The sequence below is a fragment of the Micromonospora sp. RTBAU3-60 genome (genome assembly GCF_054963695.1).
Genome location: NZ_JBUEGB010000004.1, coordinates 56891 through 78893 on the forward strand (window position 1 = coordinate 56891; position 22003 = coordinate 78893).

A 22003-nucleotide genomic window follows, 5' to 3' on the forward strand; every position below is an offset into this window, starting at 1 on the left:
GGCGGCTTAGCGTCGATATGTGGGAGTGGGGCGGGGACTGCTGTTGATGCTGGCGATCCTCGCCGTCTGCTGCCTGCCCGCCGCCTTCGCGCTGATCTTCTGCGCCGACGAGATCATCGACCGGGTGGCCTGTGGCTGGGCCGAGTGGCGGGAGCAGCGCCGGGCGCGGCGCACCATCGCCCGGCTCGACCGGGCCATCGAGGCGGACTCGCTCACCCGTGACATCGACCTCACCGAGCTCGACCGGGCGGACCGGCGCCCGCTGGAACAGCTCGCCGTCGACCTGCGCCGGCTCGGCGGCCACCGGCTCGCCGCCGCCGACCGCTCCGTGGTGTGGCACGGCGCGGTCATCGACGCGTACGACGAGCGGCTGCGCGCCGCCTGCCGGGCGCTGGGCATCACCGAGCACCTCGCCGACCTTGAGGGCGTCGACCGGGAGATCGAGCGGGTCCGGGTGGAGGGGCTGCTGCACGCCGCCGGGCTCACCCTGCCCGCCGCCCGCCCCGGCCACCACCAGCGGCACCGCTGACGGCGGCGCCGGTGCGGCTCTTCGTCGCGGTCTACCCGCCCCGGCCGGCGGTCGACGACCTGACCGCCCAGGTGGCTCGGCTGCGGGTCGGCGTCGCCTCCGCCGCCGGCACCAACGTCCGGCTGGCCGACCCGACCAAAGCCCACCTCACCCTGGCCTTCCTCGGCGATGTGCCGGAGGACCGACTGGTCGACGTGGAGAGCGCCCTCGGGCTGGCCGCCGAGACGTTCCGCGACGGCCGGGACGCCTCACCGCGGCTCCGGCTGGGCGGTGGGGGCAGCTTCGGGCGCGGGCGGTTCACCGTGCTCTGGGTGGACGTCCGGGGCGACGTCGAGGATCTGGCCATGCTGGCCCGGCTGATCCGGTTCGGGCTGCGCCGGGCCGAGTTGCCACACGACGAGAAGCCCTTCCGGGCCCACCTGACCATCGCCCGCCCCGGCGACCGGATCGACCGCACCGAGGTCCTGGCCGACCGGGAGGCTCTGCACGACTACCTCGGCCCGGAATGGCCGGCGGAGGAACTGGTGCTGGTCCGCAGCCACCCCGGTTCCCGCTCCACCTACGACAGCCTCGCCGCCTGGCCCATCTGACCCGGGCCGCGCCTGGGCCGGGCCGGGACCTGCCCGGCCGGCCCGGACGGGGTCACCAGGCCCAGGCCTCCGGGCCGGGGCCGCCGTTGCCCAGCGGCGGGAAGAGCTCGTCCAGCCGCTTCAGGGCGGCCTCGTCGAGGTCCACCGCCAGCGCGCCGAGGCTCCGGTCGAGCTGGTCGAGGGTGCGCGGGCCGACGATCGGGGCGGTCACCCCCGGCCGGGAAAGCAGCCAGGCCAGCGCCACGTCGGCCGGGTCGTGACCGAGGTCGGCGCAGAGCTTCTCGTACGCCTCGATGGTGGACCGGTGCGCGGCGAGCGCGTCGGCGGACCGGCCGGTGGTGCCGCGGGCGGCGCCACCCTCGGCCATCTTGCGGATGACCCCGGAGAGCAGCCCGCCGTGCAGCGGCGACCAGGGGATGACGCCCAGCCCGTACTCCTGCGCGGCCGGGATCACCTCCAGCTCGACGTGGCGGGTGAGCAGGTTGTAGATGCACTGCTCGGAGACGAGGCCGAGGAAGTTGCGCCGCTCTGCCGCCGCCTGCGCCCGGGCGATGTGCCAACCGGCGAAGTTGGACGATCCGACGTAGCAGACCTTGCCCTGGGCGACCAGGGTCTCCATGGCCTGCCAGATCTCCTCCCACGGCGTGGTCCGGGAGATGTGGTGCATCTGGTACAGGTCGATGGTGTCGGTCTGCAGCCGGCGCAGTGACTCCTCACAGGCCCGGATGATGTGCCGGGCGCTGAGGCCCTGCTCGTTGGGCCACTCGCCCATCTTGCCGTACACCTTGGTGGCCAGGACGACCTTGTCGCGGCGCCCGCCGCCCTGAGCGAACCAGCGCCCGATGATCTGCTCGGTGACGCCCTCGCCGAGCTTCCAGCCGTAGACGTTCGCGGTGTCGAAGAAGTTGATCCCGTGTTCCAGCGCCCGGTCCATGATGGCGAAGCTGTCCGGCTCGTCGGTCTGCGGCCCGAAGTTCATGGTGCCGAGGCAGAGCCGGCTCACCGAGAGACCGGTGCGTCCCAGGTTCGTGTACTCCATGGGTCCACCCTGGCACGCCGGCACTTCGAGTGCCTCGCGTGACCAGGGTGGTCCGAGTGGATCAGGACGACTCGCGGGCCGCCGGGCCGCTGCCGAAGAGGACGTCGTCCCAGCTCGGCAGCCGCTTGCGCGGCTTGCCGCCGGCCTCCGCCGACTCGCCCCCGCCGGTGGCCGCCGCCGGGCCGGTGCGTCGCGGCCGGAGCACGGCCAGCGATGGTACGGCCGGGACCTCCTTCGGCGCGTCCGAGTCGTCGTCGAACGCTGAACCGGGCCCGCCACCGAGCAGCGCCGCCGCACCACCGGAGACCGCCCGCTGGCGGGGTGCCTCCGGACCGGCCAGGGCGGCCGGGGACCGGGTGTCGAGACCGCGCCCGGGGGTGCCGCCGAGCGGCCGGTCCAGCGAGGCGAGCAGGGCGTCCCGGCCGGCCCGGATCGGGTCCCGCCCCGGGCGGGGGTGCTCGGCGGGCGCCGGCAGGCCGTGCCCGCCCCGGCTCGGCTCGCCACGCGACGGGCCGGGCAGCGCGTGGCCGCCCCGCTCCGGCGCCGGCTCCTGGCCGAGGATCGGCGTGGGCCGCTCAGCGCACAGGTATTGCGCCATGTCGTCGTGCGGGGTGACGTGCTGCCGGGTCTTGTCGAGGTCCCAGACCGCCTGCGCGGTGGCCTTGCCCGACGGCCAGGTGGCGATGATGCGCCAGGTGCCGTCGTCGCGGCGGTACGCGTCCCAGGAGATCTTCTCGGTGTCGATGCCGTGCTGGGCCAGCCGGCCGTTGACCACCTCGGCCAGCGGGGTCGGCTTCTCCGCGCCCTTGAGCCTGGTCCGCCGGGCGTGCTGGGCGAGCATGGCCCGCTCCTGGAGCACCGGGCCCGCGTAGCGCAGGACACGGTCGACCGGGACGCCGGCGATCCGGGCGACGTCCTCGGCGGACTCGCCGGAGCGGATCCGGGCCTGGATGTCCCGGGGAGAGAGCGACGGCGTCGGATCGGCGGCGGTCGCCACCACCGCGAGGGGCGCCGCGCCGGGATCGGAGTGCAGCACCGAGGCGACGCGTTCATCGATCGGCAGGGCGAGCAGGCGCCCGACCTCGTCGGCGAGCACCAGAGCCTGGCCGTCCTCGGAGAGGGCGACGAAGCGTACTGGGCGCATGTGCTTGCCTCCGTCCCGCTTCGCTGGCCGTCACGCCACGAGCCGGCCACCCGGGCGTCTCGCACCACCGTACGCTCATCTACCCGAAGGTGGGGGATGCGACACCCCGGCATGTCGCGACTGACCTGCGGCGATGATCACGGTGGGTGGCCGTCGGGGCGTCGACGGCCACCCAGCGTCACCAGGTGATCAGAGTCGCTCGACCACGTGGTCGACGCACGCGGTGAGCGCCTCCACATCGGCCGGCTCGACGGCCGGGAACAGCGCGATCCGCAGCTGGTTGCGGCCCAGCTTCCGGTACGGCTCGGTGTCGACGATGCCGTTGGCGCGCAGCACCTTCGCGATCGCCGAGGCGTCCACCCCGTCGGCGAAGTCGATCGTGGCGACCACGTTGGAGCGCACCGCCGGGTCGGCCACGAACGGCGTGGCGAACTCGGACCGCTCGGCCCAGCCGTAGACGATGCCGGCGCTCTCGGCGGTGCGCTTGGCCGCCCAGGCCAGGCCGCCCTGGGCGTTCATCCAGTCGGTCTGCTCGGCGGCCAGGAAGATGGTGGCCAGCGCGGGCGTGTTGTACGTCTGCTCCAGCCGGGAGTTGTCGATCGCGGTGACCAGGTCGAGGAAGGCCGGGATGTAGCGACCCGACTCCTTGATCTCGGTGGCCCGGGCGAGCGCGGCCGGCGACATCAGGGCCAGCCAGAGGCCGCCGTCGGAGCCGAAGCACTTCTGCGGGGCGAAGTAGTAGACGTCGGTCTCGCCGACGTTGACCTCCAGGCCGCCGGCGCCGGAGGTGGCGTCGACCAGCAGCAGGGAGCCCTCGTCGGCGCCCGGCACCCGGCTGATCGGCACGGCCACGCCCGTGGAGGTCTCGTTGTGCGGGGTGGCGTAGACGTCCACGCCCGCCTCGGCGACCAGGGCCGGCGCGCTGCCCGGCTCGGACTTGCGAATCGTCGGCTCGCCCAGGAACGGGGCGTCCTTGACCGACTTGGCGAACTTGGCGCCGAACTCGCCGAAGCTGGCGAACTGGGCCCGGTCGCGGATCAGGCCGAAGGCGGCGACCTCCCAGAAGGCGGTGGTGCCGCCGTTGCCGAGGACCACCTCGTAGCCCTCGGGGAGGGCGAAGAACTCGGCGATGCCCCGACGCAGCCGGGCCACCTGGTCCCGCACGGTCTTCTGCCGGTGGGAGGTGCCCAGGTAGCTGGTGGCGACGTCGGCAAGTGCGGAGACCGCCGCTGGACGGACCTTGGACGGCCCGCAGCCGAAGCGTCCGTCGGCGGGCTTGATGTCGTCGGGAATCCGGATGGTCGGTGCGTCAGCCACGGTTGTCTCGATCCTTCCGCGTGGGCTGCGAGAACGGGCCCTTCAGCGGGCGCGGACCGACGACGGCCGCGCGGGGGCGCGCGGGGGAGCCGGGATCCGAACCCGGTCCGGCGGCACTGCCGGCCTTCATCCTCCCACCCGGACCACCGGGCTCGGCGGCTGGTCCCGCACCCGGCGGTGAGGGATGCGCCACAGCGATGCGCGAAGGGCCCCGTCCGCGCCGGACGAGGCCCTTCGAGGGGTACGCGGGATCAGACGCCGTGCGGGATGGCGTCCCAGCCCTCGACCTCCTGCGGCTTGCGCGGGCCGTGGCCGATATACCGGGCCGACGGGCGGACCAGCCGCTGCAGCTTCTTCTGCTCGAGGATGTGCGCGGACCAACCGCCCATCCGGGCACAGGTGAACATCGAGGTGAACATGTGCGCCGGCACCTCGGCGAAGTCCAGCACCACGGCCGACCAGAACTCGACGTTGGTGGCGAGCACCCGGTCCGGCCGGCGGGCCTGGAGCTCGGCCAGGGCGGCCTTCTCCAGCGCCTCGGCGACCTCGAAGCGGGGCGCACCCAGCTCCTTGGCGGTGCGCCGGAGCACCCGGGCGCGCGGGTCCTCGGCCCGGTAGACCCGGTGGCCGAAGCCCATCAGCCGCTCGCCCCGGTCGAGGACGCCCTTGACGTACCCCTCGGCGTCGCCGCTGCGCTCGACCGCCTCCAGCATGCTGAGCACCCGCGACGGCGCGCCGCCGTGCAGCGGGCCGGAGAGCGCGCCGATACCGGAGGAGATGCAGGCCGCGGCGTCGGCGCCGGTGGAGGCGACGATCCGGGCGGTGAAGGTGGAGGCGTTCAGGCCGTGCTCGGCGGCCGAGATGAAGTAGGCGTCGACGGCCTTGACGTGCCGCGGGTCGGGCTCACCCCGCCAGCGCTTCATGAAGCGCTCGACGATCGTCTCCGCCTTGTCGATCTCCTTCTGCGGCACGGCGGGCAGGCCCAGGCCACGGGCGGACTGGGCGACGAAGGAAAGCGCGGTGACCGACACGCGGGCCAGGTCCTCGCGGGCCTGCTCGTCGGAGATGTCGAGCAGCTGGCTGAGGCCCCAGTACGGGGCGAGCATGGCGACCGCGGACTGCACGTCGACGCGGATGTCGCCGGAGTGCACCGGCACCGGGAACGGCTCGGCCGGCGGCAGGCCCGGGCCGAAGCGCCCGTCGACCAGCAGCGCCCAGACGTTGCCGAAGGAAACCTGCCCGATCAGATCCTCGATGTCCACGCCGCGATAGCGCAGCGACCCGCCCTCGCGGTCCGGTTCGGCGATCTCGGTCTCGAAGGCTACGACGCCTTCCAGGCCCGGTTTGAAGTCGGACATGTCGTCTCCTGGCTTCCGGCTCGGTGCGCCCCGCACGGACTCATCCGGCCCGGCTTCTTAGGCGACCCTCAGGGATGTGTTCGTGCCATCTTGCCTGCTCGGTAACCAAGTGCGCGACCCGCTGCGACTGTGCTGCACGCGACATCCCCCGGGGTGGACAAGCTCACGGCCTGGGCCAGACTGGGCGGTGGGGTCTGGCCAGCGTCGGGGGACGCGGCCGCCCCGACGAGGGGGAAGACGGAGTGACGGGCGACACACCGGCCCCGGCGGGCATGCGTAACGAGTACGCCGCCGACCTGGGCCTTTCTGAATCGGATCTTGCGCCGGACTGGCACACCCAGTTCGCCCGCTGGTTCGCCGACGCGGTGGCGTACCCGCTTCCGGAGCCGAACGCCATGGTGGTCGCCACCGCCGACGCCGCGGGCCGCCCGAGCGCCCGCACCGTCCTGCTGAAGGGGTACGACCCGGAGGGCTTCGTCTTCTACACCAACTACGGGTCCCGCAAGGCCACCGAGGCGGCCGCCAACCCGTGGATCAGCCTGGTGTTCCCCTGGTTCCCGATGCAGCGCCAGGTGGTGGTCACCGGGCGGGTGGCGAAGGTCGACCGGGCCGAGACCGAGGCGTACTTCGCCAGCCGGCCGCGCGGCTCCCAGCTCGGCGCCTGGGCCAGCACTCAGTCCCAGGTGGTCCCCGACCGGGCCGCGCTGGACGTGGCGTACCGGGCGGCGGCGGAACGGTTCGCCGACGTCGAGCCGATCCCCGCGCCGCCGCACTGGGGCGGGCTGCGGGTCCGGCCGGAGACGGTGGAGTTCTGGCACGGCCGGGTCAGCCGGCTGCACGACCGGCTGCGGTTCCGCCGTACCGAGGGCGGCGACTGGGTCACCGAGCGGCTGGCGCCGTGACCGGGGTGCAGGAGGCCCGGCCGCGCGGAGCGCGCCGCTGGGCGATCGACCTGCGCCCGCTGGGGGTGCCCGCGTACCGGCGGGTGTGGCTCGGCAACGGCGTGGCGATGTTCGGCTTCCAGTTCACCGCGGTCGCCGTACCGGTGGAGATGTTCTCCCTGACCGGCGGCTCGTTCTGGGTCGGCCTGCTCGGCGTGGCCGGGTTCCTGCCGCTGCTGGTCTTCGGGCTGTGGGGCGGCGCGGTCGCCGACGCCCGGGACCGGCGCCAGGTGCTGCTCGCCGCGGGCGGGCTGCTCTGGGCGTCGACCCTGGGCCTGCTGCTCCAGTCGCTGTTCCGGGTGGGCAGCCCGACGCTGCTGCTCGCCCTGGTGGCGGTGCAGTCGATCGCCTTCGCGATCACCTCACCGGCCCGCAGCGCGATCCTGCCGCGCCTGGTGCCGGCCGAACTGGTCCCGGCGGCCAGCACGCTGAACTTCACCACCTTCACCGCGGCCTCGGTCTTCGGGCCGCTCACCGCCGGCCTGATCTTCGCCAGCTGGCGGATCGACGTCGGGCTGCCGATCGCGTACGCGGTGGACGGGCTGCTGTTCACCGTCTCGCTCTGGGCCACCCTGCGCCTGCCGGCGATGCCGCCCGAGCCGGACCCGGACGGCGACGGCACGCCGCGGAAGGCGGGACTGGCCAGCATCGTGGACGGCTTCCGCTACCTGGCCACCACGCCGGTGCTGCTGCTGTCGTTCGCCATCGACCTGATCGCGATGGTCCTGGCCATGCCCCGGGCGCTCTTCCCCGAGGTGGCGCAGGAGCGGCTCGGTGGTGGCGGCGCGGTCGGCTGGCTCTACAGCGCCATCGCCATCGGCGCGATGCTGGGTGGCCTGACCTCCGGCTGGATCGGCCGGCTGCGGCGGCAGGGGTTGGCGCTGGTGCTGGCCGTGGTGGGCTGGGGCGTCGCGATCGCCCTGGCCGGGCTGGCCCGCCAGCTCTGGCTGGTGGTGCTGCTGCTCGGCCTGGCCGGGGCCGCCGACCTGGTCAGCTCGGTGCTGCGGCAGTCGATGCTGCTGGTCTACGCGCCGGACCGGATGCGCGGCCGGCTCCAGGGCGTGAACACCGTGGTGGTCGCCGGGGGCCCGCGCCTGGGCGACCTGCGGGCCGGCACGATGGCCGCCGGCTTCGGCGCCGGCGTCGCCTGGGTGGGCGGTGGCCTCGTCTCGGCCGTCCTCGCCGTGGTGCTCGTGGTGGCCTTCCCGGCCCTGCTCCGCTACCGCGCCGCCACCACAGCCTCCGACCGCAGCTGACCCCGTCGTACGCCCGCCTGGTGCTGCGGCCCAGGTGTCAGGAAGGAGCCCTCCGCTGCCGCAGGCGTTGACCGGGGGCCCTTCCTCGCATCGACTAGGGTCGGCGGCATGGGGAACGGGGTAGGGCAGTCACCGTCGGGGGCACAGTGGACCATCGCCGCCGACGGTCACGAGGCGGTCGTCGTCGAGGTGGGTGGCGGGCTGCGGGCGTACCGGCACGACGGGGTGGACCACCTCGACGGGTACGCGGCGGACGAGCTCTGCCCCGGCGGGGCCGGGCAGGTGCTGGCCCCGTGGCCGAACCGGATCCGGGACGGCGCGTACACCTTCGGCGAGCGGTCCCTGCAGCTCGACGTGAGCGAGCCGAGTCGCAACAACGCCATCCACGGCCTGGTCAACTGGGTGTCCTGGCACCTGGTCGAGCGCGCGGACGACAGCGTCACGGTCGGGTACGACCTGCCGGCGCGCCCCGGCTACCCGTGGCCGCTGCGGCTGCGTACCCGGTGGCGGGTCGGGGCGGACGGGCTGCGGGCCGAGCACGAGGTGACGAATCTGGCCGGGGAGGCGGTGCCGTTCGGCTTCTCGGTGCACCCCTACCTGCGGCTGCCGAAGACCACCGTCGCGGAGACGTCGCTGCGGGTGCCGGCGCGTACCCGGGTGATGGTGGACAGCCGGCTGCTGCCGATCGGGGTGACCCCGGTGGCCGGCACGGAGTACGACTTCACCGAGCCCCGCCCGATCGGTGACGCGGTGCTCGACGTGACCTTCGGCGACGTCGTCCGGGACGCCGACGGCGGCTCGGCGGTGAGCCTGGCTGCGCCGGACGACGCGGCCAGGCTGCAGGTCTGGGCGGACCGCGAGTTCGGCTGGTGGCAGGTCTTCACCGGGGACACGCTCAGCGGCGAGCGGCGGCGCCGGTCGGTCGCGATCGAGCCGATGACCTGCCCGCCGGACGCGTTCCGCTCGGGGCGGGACCTGATCGCGCTGGCTCCCGGCGACACCTGGCGGGGTGCCTGGGGCGTCCGGCCCGGGGCCTGAGCATGGAGTTCGCCGACGTCGTCCGGCGCCGCCGGATGGTCCGCAACTACGACCCGGACCGGCCGGTCCCGCCGGAGGTGGTGGACCGGCTGCTGGAGCACGCGATCCGGGCGCCCTCGGCGGGTTTCGCCCAGGGCTGGGGCTTCCTGGTGCTGGAGGAGCCGGCGGACCGGGAGCGGTTCTGGGCGGCGGCCACCCCGGGCGGCGGCGGCCGGGAACGCTGGCTGGCCGGGATGCGGCGGGCCCCGCTGATCGTGGTGCCGCACGCCAACCGCTCCGCCTATCTGGACCGGTACGCCGAGCCGGACAAGGGCTGGGCGGATCGCGCCGAGGACCGCTGGCCGGTGCCCTACTGGTACGTGGACACCGGGTTCGCCGCGCTGCTGATGCTGCTCACCGCCGTGGACGAGGGGCTGGGGGCGTGCTTCTTCGGCATCCCGCCGCAGCGGCTCGGGGCGTACCGGGAGGCGTTCGGGGTGCCGGACGACTACCAGCCGATCGGCGCGGTCACGATCGGTTACCGGGTGCCCGACCACCGGTCACCGTCGCTGCGTCGGGGGCGGCGGCCGGTGGACGAGGTGGTCCGGCGGGGCTGCTGGAGCTGAGCTGGTTCGCCCGGTCCGGCCCCGGGGTGTCGGCGGGGTGGAACCCGACATGAGGGAGTAAAACGCGGTGTGGCGGGTGCCGCTAGGCTGGCACGGACATCATCAGCTGCCCCGGAGCGCCCGCTGTGATCGGCGGGGCGTCGGGGCGGGCCCGGCCTTGGGGGAGGGGAGCGTGCCGTGATCTTCAGAGCGGTCCGGGACGGGCGTCCCTACCCGGAGCACAACCTCACGCTCAAGCAGTGGGCGGAGATCCCACCGCGTCCGCTGCGGCTGGACCAGCTCATCACCACCAAGCGGGAGCTGGCGCTGGACAAGCTCCTCGCCGAGGACTCCACCTTCTACGGCGACCTCTTCCCGCACGTGGTGCAGTGGAACGGCGGCCTCTACCTGGAGGACGGCCTGCACCGGGCGCTGCGCGCGGCGCTCCAGCAGCGCAACCAGATCCACGCCCGGGTGCTGGTGCTCAGCCCGCAGGGCGAGTGACGGCCCCCTGAGTCTTCGTTAAGGTGGCGGCCATGAGCGCACCCCTCGACCTGCTGGACATCGACGCGTCCCTCGGTGACGAGGAGCGGCAGATCCGCGCCGTCGTGCGCCAGCTCGTGGACGACCGGGTACGCCCGCACGTCGCCGGCTGGTATGAGGACGGCCAGGTGCCGGCCCGCGAGCTGGCCCGCGAGTTCGGCAAGCTCGGCCTGCTCGGCATGCACCTGACCGGGTACGGCTGCGCCGGCGCGTCGGCCGTCGCGTACGGGCTGGCCTGCCTGGAGCTGGAGGCCGGCGACTCCGGCGTCCGCTCGCTGGTCTCGGTGCAGGGTTCGCTGGCCATGTACGCCATCTGGCGCTACGGCAGCGAGGAGCAGAAGCAGCGTTGGCTGCCAGCGATGGCGGCCGGCGAGGCGATCGGCTGCTTCGGGCTGACCGAGCCGGACCACGGCTCCGACCCGGCCTCGATGGCCACCCGGGCCCGCCGGGACGGCGACGACTGGATCCTCACCGGCACCAAGATGTGGATCACCAACGCGCCGATCGCCGATGTCGGGGTGATCTGGGCGCGCACCGACGACGGGGTGCGCGGCTTCGCCGTACCGATGGACACGCCCGGGGTGACGGCGCGCGAGATCCGGCACAAGATGTCGCTGCGCGCGTCGCTGACCGGGGAGGTGGTCCTCGACGACGTCCGGCTCCCGGCGGATGCCCGGCTGCCCGAGGCGGTCGGGTTGAAGGCGCCGCTGAGCTGCCTCACCGAGGCCCGGCACGGCATCGTCTGGGGGGCGCTCGGCGCGGCCCGCGAGTGCCTGGAGACCGCTCTGTCGTACGCGACCACCCGGACCCAGTTCGGCCGGCCGCTGGCCGGCTTCCAGCTCACCCAGGCCAAGCTCGCCGACATGGCCGTCGAGTGGAACAAGGGGCTGCTGCTGGCGCTGCACCTGGGCCGGCTCGCCGACGCCGGGAAGCTTCGCCCCGAGCAGGTCAGCGTGGGCAAGCTGAACAACGTCCGGGAGGCCCTGGCGATCGCCCGGCAGTGCCGCACCATCCTCGGCGCCAACGGAATCTCCGCCGAGTACCCGGTCATGCGGCACGCCAACAACCTGGAGAGCGTGCTGACCTACGAGGGCACCTCGGAGATCCACCAGCTGGTCATCGGGCAGCGGCTGACCGGGCTCTCCGCGTTCGCCTGACCTGCGGTTCTCCCCTCCGCCCCGGCTCGGCGAGCGGGTGTCGTACCGGGGCCTTACCGTCATCTTCAGGCGCTTTGTCTGACAAGGACGGTGAGGGCGATGGCCCGCGACGGTGACACCAACGAGCCCACCAGAGAGTTCCCGGAATACCCGACCGGCGATGCTCTCCGGGCCCGGTCGGACGGCACGCCCGACCCCGCGCCGGGTGCCCCGCCGTCGGCGGGTGGCCCGGCCCGCGGCCTGCTCTGGGTGCTCGGCGCGGCCGCGCTGGCCGTGGTGGTGCTGCTCGGCGTGCAGGCCACCGGGATCCTGCCGGAGTTCCGCAACCCGTTCGCCAAGGAGCAGACCGACCGCAGCCAGCCGCCGCTGCTCAAGTCGATCCGGGACCTCAGCCGCTACGTCGCCGCCGAGGGCGACTTCCAGGTGGTGGTCGACCTCCAGAACGACCGGAGGAACGTGCCGGACTTCCTGCTCAACGAGCGGACCCTGTTCGTCGGAGCCGGCCGGGTCGAGGCGTACGTGGACTTCTCGAAGATCGCCGACGGGGCGATCGTGGAGTCCGCCGACAAGAAGTCCGTGGAGATCAAGCTGCCCGCGCCGCAGCTCGGGGAGACCAACCTCGACCTGGAGAAGAGCTACGTCTTCGCCGAGGAGCGCGGCCTGATCAACCGACTCAACGACCTGGTGGCCGGCAACCCCAACCGGCAGCAGCAGGTCTACCGGCTGGCCGAGGACCGGATCACCGCCGCCGCCCGGGACAGCGGGCTCACCGCACGGGCCGAGGAGAACACCCGCAAGATGCTGGAGGGCCTGCTCCGCTCCCTCGGCTACCAGAAGATCACGGTCACCTACACCGCTCCCTGATCCCTTTCGACGCACCGGCGCCCGCCCCGAGATCCGGGGCGGGCGCCGTGCTGTCTCCTGTCCAGGCCCGCGCCGGGGCCGGGCGGAGAAAGTGGCCGGCCCGACGGTGCCGGGGGGTGTCAGTGGTGGGTGGGGGCGAGGTAGTGGTCCTCGTTGGGCATGAGGATCCAGAGGATCAGGTAGATGATCAACTGGGTGCCGGGCAGCAGCAGGGACAGCAGGAACAGCAGCCGGACGAACCCGGCCGACAGGCCGAACCGCTGCGCCAGGCCGGCGCAGACACCCGCGAGCATGCGCCCCTGGCGGGGCCGGACCAGTTTGCGACTCATCGTCGTACTCCCACTCTGCGGCGGATCCGCCGCGCTGATTCCACGCTAGGAACGGGTGCGGGGCCCGCCCTCGGCCCCGAGGAGGATCGCCCGCCCCCGCCCCCGTAGGTGCTTACCCCGCCGGGTCCCCGCCGACCCGTGCCCTGCGCACCGCGGGATCCTGTTCGATCCTCGATCGAGCGCCGGGATGGCACTCGATCCAGGATCGAGTGCCATCCCAGCGCTCGGAGGCCACTACTTCCTGGTTCGGGCACGATCTTGGCGCGGGGCGCGGGGCGCGGGGCGCGGGGCGCGGGGCGCGGGGCGCGGGGCGCCGGGGCGCCGGGGCGGGGCACGCGGGGATGCCGGGCCCGTGACGAGGGAGAGACGGGCCCGGTGGAGGGTGGGGTGTGCGGGGTCGCGGCCGGGGGCTGACCTGGGCGGGTAGGCTCGCCGGTCGGGCGCCCACACCCCGGGTGCCGCCCGCCGTCCCCCGACCGGGGTCGGCACCATCGGGCCGACCCTTACGACGGGGCCGACGGCGAGGAAGTGCAGCCATGATCAGTGTTTTCGACCTCTTCAGCGTCGGCATCGGGCCGTCCAGCTCGCACACCGTGGGGCCGATGCGCGCGGCGCGTACCTTCGTGGCCGGGCTCAAGGCGGACGGGCTGCTCACCGACACCGCCCGGGTGCAGGCCGAGCTCTTCGGCTCGCTCGGGGCCACCGGCCACGGTCACGGCAGCGACCGCGCGGTGCTGCTCGGCCTGGAGGGCGAGGCGCCGGAGACGGTCGACACCGACTCGGTCGGGCCGCGGGTCGAGCGGATCCGGGCCGAGCGTCGGCTCGGCCTGCTCGGTGCCCAGGAGATCGACTTCGACCCGGACCGGGATCTGGTGCTGCACCGCCGCCGCTCGCTGCCGTACCACCCGAACGGGATGACGTTCGTGGCGTACGACGCGGCCGGCGTCGAGCTGCGCGCCCGCACCTACTACTCCGTCGGCGGCGGATTCGTGGTCGACGAGGCGGCGGCCGGGGCGGACCGGATCAAGCCGGACACCACCCCGGTCCGGTACCCGTTCCTGACCGGCGCCGAGCTGCTGGCGGTCACCACCGGCAACGGCCTGTCGATCAGCGAGGTGATGCTCGCCAACGAGCTGTCCTGGCGCGGCGAGGCGGACGTCCGGGCCGGGCTGCTGGAGATCTGGCGGGTGATGCGGGACTGCGTCACCCGCGGCTGCGAGCGGGACGGCGTCCTGCCGGGCGGGCTGAAGGTCCGCCGCCGGGCGGCCGAGCTGCGCCGGAGCCTGGAGGCGGAGGCGGACGCCAACGATCCGCTGCGCGCGATGGACTGGGTGACCCTGTTCGCACTCGCGGTGAACGAGGAGAACGCGGCCGGCGGGCGGGTGGTCACCGCCCCGACCAACGGCGCCGCCGGGATCATCCCGGCCGTGCTGCACTACTACACCCGGTTCGTGCCGGGCGCCTCCGAGGACGGCGTGATCCGCTTCCTGCTCGCGGCCGGCGCGATCGGGGTGCTGTTCAAGGAGAACGCCTCGATCTCCGGGGCCGAGGTCGGCTGCCAGGGCGAGGTCGGCTCGGCCTGCTCGATGGCCGCCGCCGGGCTGGCGGAGGCGCTGGGCGGCACCCCCGCACAGGTGGAGAACGCGGCCGAGATCGGCATGGAGCACAACCTCGGGCTCACCTGCGACCCGGTCGGCGGCCTGGTGCAGATCCCGTGCATCGAGCGGAACGCGGTGGCCAGCATCAAGGCGATCACGGCGGCCCGGCTGGCGCTGCGCGGCGACGGGGTGCACGCCGTCTCGCTGGACAAGGTCATCAAGACCATGCGGGAGACGGGCGCGGACATGAAGGTCAAGTACAAGGAGACGGCGCGGGGCGGCCTCGCGGTCAACGTGATCGAGTGCTGAACCCGAAGGGGTGACCCGGCCGGTAGCCCGGTCCGCGGACGGCGGTCAGGGTGAGGATGGGACGGTGACGACAGGCGTCGCCGCGCTCTGGTCGGCCCGCAACTCACTGCGCATCCTGGTGAGGCGGGACCTCGCGGTGAAGTACCAGCAGTCCGTGCTGGGCTACTTCTGGTCGCTCATCGAGCCGCTCGGCATGGGCCTGATCTACTGGTTCGTCTTCGGCGTGCTCTACTCCGGCGCCACCCGGGGGCACCTGGGCGACGCGGCCGGGTCGTACCCGCTCTTCCTGGTCACCGGGATCTTCGCCTGGATGTGGGCCAGCTCGGCGCTCACCGAGGCGACGAACGCGTTGACCGGGCAGGCCCGGCTGATCACCACGATGAACGTGCCCCGGCAGGTCTTCCCAATCGGCCGGGTCACCGGCCGGTTCGCCGAGTACGCCGCCGGCCTGCCCATCCTGGCCGGCATCGCGGCGGTCTACGCGGCGCACGGCAAGATCCACGTCGGCTGGACGCTGCTCGCCCTGCCGCTGGCCGTGTCGGTGCAGTTCGTGCTGCTGGTGGGGATCGCGCTGCTGCTGTCGGCGTTCAACGTGCTGATGCGGGACATCGAGCGCTTCATGCGGCTGATCATCCGGGTGCTCTTCTACGCCACCCCGATCATCTACCCGCTCGGCCTGGTCCGGGACTCCGGCATGCCGGCCTGGGTCAAGCTGGTCTATGAGCTGAACCCGCTGGTCGGCATCTTCCAGCTGCACCACTCGATCTGGTACCCGGACGAGTTCCCCGACGCCCGGCTGCTCACCATCACGGTGCTGGGCAGCGTGCTGGTGCTGGCGGCCGGCTGGTGGTCGTTCCGCCGGCTGGAACCGGCCGTGCTCAAGGAACTCTGAGCCGTGATCGGGGAACGCTGAATGACGGCCATCATCGAGGCGACGGGGCTGGGCATCCGGTTCGTCCGGAACCGGCGCCGCCAGCTGCGGCTGCGGGAGCTGCTGATCCACCGGGGCGGGCGGAACGCGCACGCCGGCCAGTTCTGGCCGCTGCGGGACGTGTCCTTCCGGATCCAGCCCGGCGAGACCGTCGGGGTGGTCGGCCGCAACGGCACCGGCAAGAGCACCCTGCTGCGGTTGATCGCCGGGGTGCTGATCCCGGACGAGGGCCGGATCCGGGTACGCGGCGAGGTGGCCCCGCTGCTGGAGCTCTCCGCGGGCTTCTCCAACGACCTCACCGGCCGGGAGAACCTGTATCTGGTGGGCGGGCTGCACGGGCTGTCGACGGGCTACCTGCGGCGGCACTTCGACGAGATCGTGGCGTTCGCCGGGGAGCAGGTCGAACGCTCCATCGACACCTCGGTCCGGCACTACTCGTCGGGGATGAAGGTTCGGCTCGGCTTCGCGGTCATCGCCCACCTGCCTCATCCCATCCTGTTGGTGGACGAGGTGACCGCGGTCGGGGACGCGGAGTTCCGCGCGAAGTGCTATGCGACCATCGAGCGACTTCTCGCGGAAGGGCGCACGCTGGTGCTGGTGTCACACAACGAAAAGGACCTCACCCGGTTCTGCCGTCGAGGGCTCTACCTCGACGCCGGGCGGCTGACCGTCGACGGGACCATCGACGAGGCGCTGCACGCGTACGCCAGCGCCGCGCAGCGGTGACCCTCGCGATCGTGCTCGCCGCGGATCCGGCGGCGGGCCTGACCATGGAGGCTGGGGAGCGCCTGGTGGACCGGCTGGCCGGGCAGTGGCGGCGGGCCGGGGCGAGCGACGTGCGGGTGGCCGGCGATCTGCTCGAGCTGGCCTCGCTGGTGGCCGGTGCCACCGGCCCGGTGCTGGTCAGCGGGGCCGACCTGGTGGCGCACACGGCCGTACTGAAGCACCTGGCCACCAGTCCGGTGGGGCCCACGGTGGCGCTGGTGCTCACCGACCCGCCCGCAGCGGGGCAGGTGCCGGTCCGGGAGGAGCGCGGCCAGGTGGTGGCGGCCGGCGACCCGGCGGACGCGACCGGCGTGTTCGGCGGCGCGCTGCGGGTCGGCCCGGCCGACCTGCCGGCGCTGGCCGCCGCCGCCCAGGCGGTCGCCGGGTCCGGGGGTGGACCGGCGTCCGCGGTGGACCGGCTCTTCGCCGAGTTCGCGGCGTGCGGTCCGCTGATCTTCGCCCACCGGGTACGCCTGCTCGTGGCGCACCGGGTCGGCACCCCCGAGGAGTTGGGTGCGGCGTGGGCGGCCGTGGCCGCGGTCGACGAGGACCGCGCCGAGCTGCGGCTGTCGGTGAAGGAACGGGACGACTTCTTCACCACGTTCTTCGTCAGCACCTGGTCCCCGTACGTGACGAAGGCCGCCGCCCGGCTGCGGCTCAGCCCGACCGGGGTGACCATGATCTCGGTGGCCTTCGCGGTGGCCGCCGCGGTGCTGTTCGGCGTCGGCGGGCGCCCCGCGCTGGTCGCTGGGGCGGTCCTGCTTTACCTGGGCTTCGTGCTGGACTGCGTGGACGGGCAGTTGGCCCGCTACACCCGGCAGTTCAGCGCCTGGGGCGGCTGGCTGGACACCATGGCCGACCGGGCGAAGGAGTACGTGGTCTACGCCGGCCTCGGCTACGGCGCCACGCACGCCGGGTTCCGCTACGGCTGGGCCCTGGCCATCGCCGCGATGACCCTGCAGACCGTGCGACACATGACCGACACCTGGTACGGCGTGCTGCACGACGAGGCGGCCCGCCGGCCCCGCCCGACGACCGGGGACGCCGGCGGCATCGGCGGCCGGCTCAACGCCGCCTCGACCAAGGTGCAGGCGGACACCGGGTCGGTGTCGTACTGGCTGAAGCGGACAGTGGTCTTCCCGATCGGCGAGCGGTGGGCGCTGATGGCGCTGGCCGCCGCGCTCTTCGGCCCGCTGGTCACGCTCTGCGCGGTGCTGACCTGGGGGACGCTGGCGTTCGCGTACACCGGGGGGCTGCGGACCCTGCGGGCCCGCTGGATGCGGGTGCCGGTGCTGGCGACGGTCGACCGCACCCTGCACCGCGACGACGGGCCGCTGGCCCGGACGCTGCCGGTGGTGCGCGGTCCGCTGGCCACTGCGGTGCTCGGCGCCCTCGGCGCGGCGGCGCTGCTGCTCTGGGCGCTGTCGGCGGTCCACGCCGGCCACCGGCTGCCGGGCTGGGCGGTGCCGCTGGGGCTGCTGGTGCTGCTGGTCGCCGGGTTCGGCGCCCGGGCGGCGCACGACGGGCCGCTGGACTGGCTCGTCCCGGCCGCGCTGCGGGCCGGCGAGTATCTCTTCGCCATCGCGGTCGGGGTGGCCGGCCGGGCGCCGGCCTGGCTGATCTTCGGGTACGTCTTCGTGCTCACCCTGCACCACTACGACCTGACCGCCCGGCTGGAGAAGCGGCAGGCGGCCCCGCCGCTGCACCCGGCCACGTTCGGCTGGGAGGGGCGGTCGGCGCTGCTGACGGTGGCCGCGTTCGTCGGATACGCGAGTATCGGTCTGGTTACACTCGGTGCGTACCTTCTCGTGGTTTTCGTCGCGAGCGTGGTCCTCGCCTGGGTGGTCCTGCCGGCCCGCGCCCGCCGCACGCCGGCCCCGGTGGCTGGGGGTGACCGCTCGCCGGGCTGACGGAGGGCCGGCCGGGATGACTCTGCTCAGCTTCGTCGTACCGGCCTACCGGGTGCAGGGCTACCTGCGGGAGTGCCTCGACTCGATCCTCGACCAGCCGTACGACGACCTCGAGGTGATCGGGGTCGACGACGCCTCGCCGGACCACACCGGCGAGATCCTGGCCGAGTACGCGGAGCGCGATCCCCGGGTCCGCCCGGTCCGGCTCGCCGAGAACGTCGGGCTCGGTCCGGCCCGCAACGCCGGGCTGGACCGGGCCACCGGCACCTACGTCTGGTTCGTCGACGGGGACGACTGGCTGGTCCCCGGCTGCCTGCCGCACGTGGCTGACTGCCTGCTGGCGACCCGCCCGGACGTGTTGATCGTCGACCACCTCCGGGCGCACTGGAACAACCTCGGCACCCGCAGCGCGATGCGCGAGGTGTTTCCCGAGCCGCCCGGCGAGGTGACGTTCCGGCTGCGCGACCGGCCGGAGACCCTGCACCTGCTGCACACCGCCTGGAACCGGCTGGTCCGGCGGGAGCTCCTGGTCGAGCGGGAGCTGCGGTTCGCTCCCGGCTGGTACGAGGACGTCTCGTTCAGCTACCCGGTGCTGATGGCGGCCGAGCGGATCGGGGTGCTGGACCGGGTCTGCCTCAACTACCGGCAGCGCCGGACCGGCGCCATCACCCGCACCCGGGGCGACCGGCACTTCGAGGTGTTCGCGCAGTGGCACCGGGTGTTCCAGCTGATGGACCGGTGGGGGCCGGAGACGGACCCGCTGCGCCCCATGGTCTTCGAGCGGATGATCTGGCACTACCTGACCGTGTTGGGCAACGGCGCGCGGATCGCCCCCGAGTTGCGACCCGCGTTCTTCGCCCAGATCCACGAGGACCACGTGCGCTTCCGGCCGCCCGGCGGCTACCCGGTGCCACCCGGTGTGGAGGGGCTGAAACACCGCCTGGTGGCGGCCGGGCGGTGGCGTACGTTCAGCGCGCTGCGCGGGGCCCACCAGGCCGAGGAGACCGCCCGGCGCTCGGCGCGCCGGGCTCGGCGGCGGGCGCTGCCGGTGGCCCGGCGGACCGCCGGCCGTGCGCGGGACGCCGCGCTGGGCGAGTACTACCGGGTCGAGCTGCGCCGGCCGCTCGATCCGACCCTCGCCGTCTACGCCGCGTACTGGTACCGGGGGTACGCCTGCAACCCGGCCGCGATCTACGCCGCCGCGCGCCGCCTCGCCCCCCAGGTACGCGGCGTGTGGATCGTCCGGCGGGACCGGGTCGACACCCTTCCGCCCGGGGTGGAGTACGTGGTCGCCGGCACCCGGGACTACTACCGGGTGCTCGCCCGGGCCCGCTGGCTGGTCAACAACGTCAACTTTCCGGACTTCGTCCGGAAGCGACCGGGCGCGGTGCACCTGCAGACCCACCACGGCACCCCGGTCAAGGTGATGGGGCTGGACCAGCAGCGGTACCCGATGGGCGCGATGGGGATGGACTTCGGCGACCTGCTGCGCCGGGTGGACCGCTGGGACTACAGCGTCACCTCGAACAGCTTCTCGACCCAGATGTGGGAGCGGGCGTACCCGGCCGGGTACACCACGCTGGAGGTCGGTTACCCGCGCAACGACCGGCTGGCGACGGCCGACCCGGCGGAGTGCCGCAAGGCCCGGGCCGAACTGGGCATCGGCCTGGACGAGTTCGTGGTGCTCTACGCGCCGACGCACCGGGAGCACCTGCCCGGCTGGCGGCCGCCGTTCGACCCGGACCGGATGCGGGGCGTGCTCGGCCCGTCCGGCCGGTTGCTGATGCGCAGCCACTACTTCCACGACCGGGACCGGCAGCCACGCGGCCGGTTCGCCGGTGGGGTGCTGGACGTGAGCGACCACGACCGGGTGGAGGACCTGTATCTCGCCGCCGACGTGTTGGTCACCGACTACTCGTCGGCGATGTTCGACTACGCCGTCCTGGACCGGCCCATCGTCGTCTACGCCCCGGACTGGGACGCGTACCGGGTGGCCCGGGGGGTCTACCTCGACGTGCTGGCCGAGCCGCCGGGCGCGGTGGCCGTCGACTTCCCGGCCCTGCTCGACGTGTTCCGCTCCGGCGCGCTGCGCGGCGCGGAGGCCGAGCGGGCCCGGCAGCGGTTCCGGGAACGGTTCTGCGCGCTGGACGACGGCCACGCCGCCGAGCGGGTGGTCCGCCGGGTCTTCCTCGACGAGCCGGCCTGAAACGTTTACGGACCCCAGGATTCCGCTTGATAGGACGGTCACGAGCCGAACATGGCACGTTTACCCGATGTGCGGATTCAATGATTTTGGTCACAGTCAATCCCGGGTTCGGCCGAGGAGCTGGGGAGGTGACGGTGACCACCGTCGCGCTCAAGGATGTCACGAAGGTGTTCCAGGACGGGACGGTCGCGGTCGACACCGTCAATCTGGACGTCAACGACGGCGAGTTCATGGTGCTGCTCGGCCCCTCCGGCTGCGGCAAGTCCACTGTGCTGCGGATGGTGGCCGGCCTGGAGGACCCGACCTCGGGCGCGGTGATGCTCGACGGTGAGGTCGCCAACGACCTGCAACCGCGGGATCGGAAGATCGCCATGGTCTTCCAGGACTTCGCGCTCTATCCGCACATGAGCGTCGGCGACAACATCGGCTTTCCGCTCCGGCTGGCCGGCGTCGACCAGGGTCCGCGCGGGGAGCGGATCCAGGATGTGGCGAGCGCGCTCGGCATCGCGGACGTGCTCGGCCGCAAGCCCAGTCAGCTCTCCGGCGGTCAGCGGCAGCGGGTGGCGATGGGCCGGGCGATCGTCCGCCGCCCCGGGCTGTTCCTCATGGACGAGCCACTCTCCAACCTGGATAGCGGCCTGCGGGCCGAGCTGCGCGCCGAGATCTCCGGGCTGACCCGTGAGCTGGGCGTCACCACCATCTACGTCACGCACGACCAGGCCGAGGCGCTGACCATGGCCGACCGGGTCGCCATCCTGCGCAAGGGCGTGCTCCAGGACGTGGGCACCCCCACCCAGGTGTACGGCCGGCCGGCCACCCTCTACGTGGCCGCGTTCCTCGGCAGCCCCCGGATGAACCTGCTGGAGGCGTCGGTCTACGTCCACCTCGACCGGTACGTGGCGTTGAACCTCGGTGAGCAGACGCTCTACCTGCCCTGGGGCGACCTCCGCAGCCGCGCCGTGGCGCACTACCACGGCGAGCGGATCGTGGTCGGGATGCGGGCCGAGGCGCTCACCCCGGTCGCCCCCGACACCGTCGGCCACGTGCTCCAGGGGCGGATCCGCTACCTGGAGCACCACGGCCACGAGTCGCTGGCGTTCCTCGACATCGGCGCCACCGCGATCGTCGTGGACGAGATGGGCACCCCGGTCGAGACCGCCGGAACCGGCCAGCGGGGCCTGCGCCGCTTCGGCCAGGTGATGCAGCGGCTCACCGGACGCGGCGACGCCCCGGTCTCCGCGGCACCCGTTGCCGACAACCGGACCAGCGTGCTCACCGACCCCGGCCGGCACCACCGCCGTCCGGCGGAGTTGGCGGTCCGGCTGGCCCCCTACCCGGCGGTGTCGGCGGGGCATCCGCTGGCCGTCCAGGTACGGATGGACGCGCTGCACTTCTTCGACGAGCGCGGCGACCGCATCGACGTCGGCTGGCGCTGACCGGCGAGACCAGGGTTTGGGCCGCGAGGTCGCCGAGGTTGGGTTGATCAGGGGGCGGGGATACCGCGACGTCGCCGAAGTGGCGGCGCCGCCCGGGTCGTTCCGCCGCCGGCCCGGCCAGCTGTCGAGCCCTGGTCGGGCCGACGAGCAGCAATTACA

The 22003-nt window shown here is 73.4% G+C and carries 20 protein-coding genes; 15 read left to right on the forward strand and 5 right to left on the reverse strand.

The genetic code is table 11. The features are described 5' to 3' along the window. Window positions 1-19: 19 nt before the first annotated feature. Window positions 20-529: a hypothetical protein gene (locus ACY34I_RS05620; protein ID WP_148797755.1), complete on the forward strand. Its 510-nt coding sequence runs from the start codon at window positions 20-22 to the stop codon at window positions 527-529. 11 nt (window positions 530-540) lie between these two features. Further along, entirely contained in the window at window positions 541-1119 is a 579-nt protein-coding gene (thpR, locus tag ACY34I_RS05625; protein WP_462753108.1) for an RNA 2',3'-cyclic phosphodiesterase, read from the forward strand. A 52-nt stretch (window positions 1120-1171) separates the two neighbouring features. Here thpR and ACY34I_RS05630 read toward each other — a convergent pair whose 3' ends face one another. From ACY34I_RS05630 to ACY34I_RS05645, 4 genes are all read right to left on the reverse strand, one after another. Beyond that, a complete protein-coding gene (locus tag ACY34I_RS05630) occupies window positions 1172-2158 on the reverse strand; it encodes an aldo/keto reductase (protein ID WP_148797753.1) in 987 nt (328 codons plus the stop codon). Between the two features lie 61 nt (window positions 2159-2219). Then, window positions 2220-3302: a septation protein SepH gene (gene sepH, locus ACY34I_RS05635; RefSeq protein WP_462753110.1), complete on the reverse strand. Its 1083-nt coding sequence runs from the start codon at window positions 3300-3302 to the stop codon at window positions 2220-2222. Between the two features lie 189 nt (window positions 3303-3491). Further along, a complete protein-coding gene (gene serC, locus ACY34I_RS05640) occupies window positions 3492-4619 on the reverse strand; it encodes a phosphoserine transaminase (protein WP_148797751.1) in 1128 nt (375 codons plus the stop codon). A 251-nt stretch (window positions 4620-4870) separates the two neighbouring features. Continuing rightward, window positions 4871-5977, reverse strand: a complete 1107-nt coding sequence (locus tag ACY34I_RS05645) for a citrate synthase 2 (RefSeq protein ID WP_462753112.1) — start codon at window positions 5975-5977, stop codon at window positions 4871-4873. Between the two features lie 272 nt (window positions 5978-6249). Here ACY34I_RS05645 and pdxH point away from each other — a divergent pair, with 272 nt between their 5' ends. The 7 genes from pdxH (at window position 6250) to ACY34I_RS05680 (ending at window position 12360) form a co-directional block, all read left to right on the forward strand. Beyond that, window positions 6250-6879 carry a pyridoxamine 5'-phosphate oxidase gene (gene pdxH, locus ACY34I_RS05650; protein ID WP_462753448.1) on the forward strand — a complete coding sequence of 210 codons (630 nt, stop codon included), beginning with the start codon at window positions 6250-6252 and terminating at the stop codon, window positions 6877-6879. Next, on the forward strand, window positions 6876-8174 hold the full coding sequence (locus ACY34I_RS05655; RefSeq protein WP_148797748.1) for an MFS transporter: 1299 nt from the start codon (window positions 6876-6878) through the stop codon (window positions 8172-8174). Before pdxH ends, ACY34I_RS05655 begins: the two co-directional genes overlap by 4 nt. A 108-nt stretch (window positions 8175-8282) precedes the next feature. After that, a complete protein-coding gene (locus tag ACY34I_RS05660; RefSeq protein WP_462753115.1) occupies window positions 8283-9212 on the forward strand; it encodes an aldose 1-epimerase family protein in 930 nt (309 codons plus the stop codon). Between the two features lie 2 nt (window positions 9213-9214). Further along, on the forward strand, window positions 9215-9817 hold the full coding sequence (locus ACY34I_RS05665) for a nitroreductase family protein (protein ID WP_462753117.1): 603 nt from the start codon (window positions 9215-9217) through the stop codon (window positions 9815-9817). 177 nt (window positions 9818-9994) lie between these two features. After that, window positions 9995-10300 (forward strand): type II toxin-antitoxin system VapB family antitoxin, encoded by a 306-nt coding sequence (locus ACY34I_RS05670; protein ID WP_091113285.1) that lies wholly within the window; start codon window positions 9995-9997, stop codon window positions 10298-10300. 32 nt (window positions 10301-10332) lie between these two features. Then, window positions 10333-11496: an acyl-CoA dehydrogenase family protein gene (locus ACY34I_RS05675; RefSeq protein ID WP_462753119.1), complete on the forward strand. Its 1164-nt coding sequence runs from the start codon at window positions 10333-10335 to the stop codon at window positions 11494-11496. Between the two features lie 99 nt (window positions 11497-11595). Further along, a complete protein-coding gene (locus ACY34I_RS05680) occupies window positions 11596-12360 on the forward strand; it encodes a DUF4230 domain-containing protein (protein ID WP_462753121.1) in 765 nt (254 codons plus the stop codon). Between the two features lie 119 nt (window positions 12361-12479). Here ACY34I_RS05680 and ACY34I_RS05685 read toward each other — a convergent pair whose 3' ends face one another. Beyond that, window positions 12480-12689 (reverse strand): PspC domain-containing protein, encoded by a 210-nt coding sequence (locus ACY34I_RS05685; protein WP_462753123.1) that lies wholly within the window; start codon window positions 12687-12689, stop codon window positions 12480-12482. Between the two features lie 536 nt (window positions 12690-13225). Between ACY34I_RS05685 and ACY34I_RS05690 the strand changes: the two genes are divergently transcribed. From ACY34I_RS05690 to ACY34I_RS05715, 6 genes are all read left to right on the forward strand, one after another. Further along, window positions 13226-14596 (forward strand): L-serine ammonia-lyase, encoded by a 1371-nt coding sequence (locus ACY34I_RS05690; RefSeq protein ID WP_462753125.1) that lies wholly within the window; start codon window positions 13226-13228, stop codon window positions 14594-14596. 64 nt (window positions 14597-14660) lie between these two features. Then, window positions 14661-15488, forward strand: coding sequence for an ABC transporter permease (locus tag ACY34I_RS05695; RefSeq protein ID WP_462753127.1), 828 nt, complete (start codon window positions 14661-14663; stop codon window positions 15486-15488). Window positions 15489-15509: 21 nt separating this feature from the next. After that, window positions 15510-16253, forward strand: a complete 744-nt coding sequence (locus tag ACY34I_RS05700) for an ABC transporter ATP-binding protein (protein WP_264998413.1) — start codon at window positions 15510-15512, stop codon at window positions 16251-16253. Then, window positions 16250-18202: a DUF5941 domain-containing protein gene (locus ACY34I_RS05705; protein ID WP_462753129.1), complete on the forward strand. Its 1953-nt coding sequence runs from the start codon at window positions 16250-16252 to the stop codon at window positions 18200-18202. The genes ACY34I_RS05700 and ACY34I_RS05705 overlap by 4 nt, the downstream gene beginning before the upstream one ends. A gap of 16 nt (window positions 18203-18218) precedes the next feature. Further along, a complete protein-coding gene (locus tag ACY34I_RS05710; protein ID WP_462753131.1) occupies window positions 18219-20408 on the forward strand; it encodes a bifunctional glycosyltransferase/CDP-glycerol:glycerophosphate glycerophosphotransferase in 2190 nt (729 codons plus the stop codon). Between the two features lie 134 nt (window positions 20409-20542). Beyond that, the gene (locus ACY34I_RS05715) at window positions 20543-21844 is read left to right on the forward strand and encodes an ABC transporter ATP-binding protein (RefSeq protein WP_462753450.1); all 1302 of its coding nucleotides are present in this window, start codon (window positions 20543-20545) and stop codon (window positions 21842-21844) included. Window positions 21845-22003 lie beyond the last annotated feature (159 nt).